Source organism: Brasilonema bromeliae SPC951 (assembly GCF_012912135.1).
Lineage (GTDB): Bacteria > Cyanobacteriota > Cyanobacteriia > Cyanobacteriales > Nostocaceae > Brasilonema > Brasilonema bromeliae.
This window is the reverse complement of record NZ_QMEB01000107.1, coordinates 15176-19275: the sequence shown is the minus strand read 5'-3', so window position 1 is coordinate 19275 and position 4100 is coordinate 15176. Positions and strand designations below refer to the sequence as shown.

Genomic DNA, 4100 nt, shown 5'->3' with positions numbered 1-4100 from the left:
AATTATTATTTAATACAAACTAATCAATCATTTTAACAGTGATTATACTATGCTAAAGTTCCAGAGGCGGAATGTGGGATGTAATAGTTGCCCAAATCCAATTCTAAACGAACCCTGGTTTAGTATAAAAACATAAAAAATAGATTTCTTTTCATTCATGAGAAGCGTTGTAGTTTCTTGTGATATGTTGATCGTCAGCACGCAAGTGTTAATACTTAAAATTTTATGTTTATTATACTAGTTATCTTGATGGTAACAGTAGCTCATTATAAATATGGATTCAGGAAGACTCCATTACCTTGTGATCCAAGGAAGTTACTTAAGAGTGTTTACTTATACAGCTATAAACAAAAAAATAAAAAATTTTTCCTCTAATTGTGTTCATTTAGGAGCAAATTAGGGAATCTTAAGGATAGGAAATAACCCAGAAACAGTGGTTATATAAATTACTCTAGTAAGAGATTGTTAAGGTAGCGATGACAATGGTAGAGTCTGAAAACAAATTGTTTACCCCAGGGGATGTCTGGGTTTCCCAGGAAATGGGAGAACGACAACGCCTTAAAGTTTTATCAGATTTAGGTTTGCGCCAACCAGAGACAATTCCAGTTTTTGAAGAAGCTACTCAAACTGCAGCCCACTTATTGGAAGCACAAATTTGCATTTTGGGATTTGTGGATCAAGAACGCCACTGGTTCAAATCATCTCTGGGCTTGTCTAAGCTGCGGGGAGGAATTATGAATCATCTCGCACAAAGCCGTGAACTGTTACGTCACGAATCGTTTTGTACCAAGGTGGTAGAGGATTCACAACCTCTTGTCATTAATGATACGGAGAAATTGACGAGAGCAGACAGTTCTGCTTACAGCAAGTTGATTCAGGATTATGGTATTCGTTCTTATTTAGGAGCGCCACTGTTTGATGCTTGTGGGCATTGTCTGGGTACATTAGCAGTAATGGACATAAAACCCCGCGATTTCACAGATAAAGATATTGAATTTATACAAATTATTGCCCGTTGGAGTATGAGTGAGTTTGAGCGTAACCGTCTGTTGGAAACAACTTCAAGTAGCAGTGTCCCTAGTAGTGCTTCTAACTTGTCAGATAAGAATGTTGTTAATACTACTGAAATCAAAATCAGCCCATCTATACAAAAAGACTTAGTTATTACCAACCAATTGAAATTGGAACTGTTAGGACAACTCATTCAGGAGTTACGTACTCCCTTAACATCTGTCCTAGGTATGGCTAGTGTTTTGGGACGTGAGATTTATGGTCCGTTGACAAATAAACAAAGAGAATATGTGGATATTATTCAACATAGTGGTCGGTACTTGCTCTCATTGGTGAACGAAATTTCTCAGATGGGGACTATGGAGGAAAACCCAACAGCATTAAATTTAACTCCTATAGATATTGAAATGCTGTGTCAACAGGCTATCAGTACTTTAGAAGAAGCAGCTAACCGCCGTGAGCAAGATATTCGTCTGTCTATAGAACCAGAACGCAACCGCATTTGCTCCTTGGATAAAGACAAGGTGCGACAAATCCTATATCACCTGGTTTTCAGTGTGATTCAACTTTCAGCTACAGGTAGTACTGTTCGCATTCATGTTTCTTCCAAAGACGATACACTAAACATCACTGTCTGGGTGTCACATCCTTGGTTAGGTGAGGGGATAACTGAAATTGACCCTTTATTTTCTCATAGCAGAACATTACCATTGCAAGAATTGACACGTACTCATAGTGGTCATTTGGAGAACCAAGACCAAACAGGAGACTTAATCGTGAATATGTCAAGCACTAGTGCAACCAAGCCTCACGGTTATCTTTCTCGTGAAAGCCTAGGACTTTTACTGAGTTGTCATGTGGCAGAGTTACATGGTGGACAAATTGCTATTCAAGGTTCATCACAATCAGGATATCGTTATGTACTGAGTTTGCCATTGAATTTAGACACAGCAGAAGCAAACAGCGATGTTTGACTGAAGCCAATGCTTGTGTTGATGTCAAACTAGACTAGCTGTGTTCAATGAGCAATGAAGTGCAAATTGTTCAAATGATCAACAATGGCGGATGGCAGTTAGGAACGAATGAATAATAACTTGCAATCTGTGTTATGAACTTTTTAAAATACCCAGATTATCATCATTAAGTCGAAGTTCTACACGGGAGTGGTCATTCATCACAGCTTGATACTATGAATTTAGTTTGGCAACGATTCACTTTATCCTATCTGCCTCTAAGACAATATCTTGGCACGAGTTACCTACACCGGTCTTTGGTGGGGTTGTTCCATTCTTGGCGACAAAGTAGTCTATTGATGCAGTGGGGAGAAACAATAGCAGCTGTTTTACTCAGCCTGGTGTATACTCTTGCACCTTTTGTGTCCAATGACCTATTGGGATTGATATTGGTAGCTTGTGCCGGATTTTGGCTGTTATTAACTTTATCAGATGAAACAACACCAAATGCCTCAAGTGTTACCCCGATTCATTTGCTGGTACTGCTTTATTGGGGAGTTGCTACTGTAGCTACAGCATTGTCACCTGTGAAGAAGGCAGCGTTGACCGATTTGAGAAATTTTACACTCTATTTGCTCCTGTTTGCCCTCTGTGCTAGAGTTCTGAGATTGCCTCGCTTTCGCCAATGGCTGATTACGCTGTACTTGCACATCTCTCTGATTGTAAGTGTATACGGGTTACGACAATGGTTTTTTGGAGCACCACCACTGGCGACGTGGGTTGATCCAACATCTAGTATGTCAAAGACCACAAGGGTTTATAGTTATTTAGGCAATCCTAACTTGCTGGCTGGATACCTTTTGCCTGCGGTGGTTTTAAGCATAGTCGCAGTTTTTGCGTGGGCTAGCGGCTTCAAAAAAGCATTGGCATTAACCATGTGTGTTGTTAATGGTTCATGCCTAATTCTGACTTTTAGTCGTGGTGGCTGGATTGGGCTAGTCGTTGCAGTTCTGATCTTAATAGGGTTGCTGTACTATTGGTGGAGCGTGCAAATGCCTCCTTTCTGGCGCACTGGTTTGCCGTGGATTCTTTTGAGTAGCTTGACTTGCGTCTTGGTGTTAGCTGTGGTCTTTGTTGAACCAGTACGCGATAGAGTATTCAGTATTTTTGCTGATAGGCAAGATAGTAGTAATAATTTTCGCAGAAATGTTTGGACTGCTGTCTTCAAGATGATTCAGGATTATCCAATCACTGGTATTGGACCTGGTCATTCTGCGTTTAACAAAGTTTATCCTCTCTATCAACTCCCCCGTTACAGCGCTTTGAGTGCCTATTCCATTTTCTTGGAGGTGATTGTAGAAACTGGCTTTGTTGGTTTCGCTTGTTTTCTTTGGCTGCTAATTGTAATATTTAATACTGGCTTATTGCAGTTGCAACGGCTACGAGAAATCAAAAGTGTGGATGGATTTTGGATAATGGGGGCGATCGCAACTCTCGCCGGTACACTTGCCCACAATTTAGTTGATACCGTCTGGTTTCGTCCTGAAGTCAATACCGTATGGTGGCTGATGGTTGGCTTAATTGCTTGCTATTACAAATCTATACCCCAAGGTCGGGACAGAGAATTCAATTCACATAACACAGAGCCTACAGCTAGCTAACTTTTGTTTACAATAGTTAAGGACAGTCTTTTGCACCCTAACTGTCCTTGATCAATAAGCTTGACATAAGCCTTAGATACCTCATCTAAGGCTTCATGTTTTTTTGTTGCTTCATTCTTTGTACTTGATCGCTGGACAGACACTACAATTAATCTCTGTAGGTAGTGGTGCCAACAGTGGTATTAGGGTCACGATAGCGGGTTGGTTCTTCGTGGCGCTTTCTGCCAGCTAAACCAGCTAAACCAAGTAAACCAAGTAATCCTAACCAACCCCAATCAAAATCATTGTCATTATAAGTTCTTGTGTTTCTTGTGTCAGTTGTTGTGTTAGGAGCGGTGGTGGTAGCTCCGGATTCAGTTGTAGTCTGAGCAAAAGCAGGTACACTAAAGGGCAATGCCATGCTTAAAGCAATAACGCTGGTGCCGATGACTTTAGTTAATTGACGTTTCATGATTTAACTTCCTCAACCCTTGAG

The 4100-nt window shown here is 40.6% G+C and carries 3 protein-coding genes; 2 read left to right on the top strand and 1 reads right to left on the bottom strand.

Annotated elements, in window-relative coordinates; all coding sequences use genetic code 11:
- The first annotated feature begins 482 nt into the window (after positions 1-482).
- Both DP116_RS14885 and DP116_RS14880 read left to right on the top strand, forming a co-directional pair.
- A complete protein-coding gene (locus tag DP116_RS14885; RefSeq protein WP_169155929.1) occupies positions 483-1985 on the top strand; it encodes a GAF domain-containing sensor histidine kinase in 1503 nt (500 codons plus the stop codon).
- A 215-nt stretch (positions 1986-2200) separates the two neighbouring features.
- The gene (locus DP116_RS14880) at positions 2201-3625 is read left to right on the top strand and encodes an IctB family putative bicarbonate transporter (protein ID WP_169155927.1); all 1425 of its coding nucleotides are present in this window, start codon (positions 2201-2203) and stop codon (positions 3623-3625) included.
- A 148-nt stretch (positions 3626-3773) separates the two neighbouring features.
- On the opposite strand, the gene DP116_RS14875 is transcribed toward DP116_RS14880, so the two are convergent.
- On the bottom strand, positions 3774-4076 hold the full coding sequence (locus DP116_RS14875; protein ID WP_169155926.1) for a WGxxGxxG family protein: 303 nt from the start codon (positions 4074-4076) through the stop codon (positions 3774-3776).
- Positions 4077-4100: the final 24 nt, after the last annotated feature.

What these genes read in the sequence shown, in the direction of transcription:
- DP116_RS14885 (WP_169155929.1), top strand. Translation starts at nt 483, where the DNA reads ATGGTAGAGTCTGAAAACAAATTGTTTACCCCAGGGGATGTCTGGGTT.
- DP116_RS14880 (WP_169155927.1), top strand. Translation starts at nt 2,201, where the DNA reads ATGAATTTAGTTTGGCAACGATTCACTTTATCCTATCTGCCTCTAAGA.
- DP116_RS14875 (WP_169155926.1), bottom strand. Translation starts at nt 4,076, where the DNA reads ATGAAACGTCAATTAACTAAAGTCATCGGCACCAGCGTTATTGCTTTA.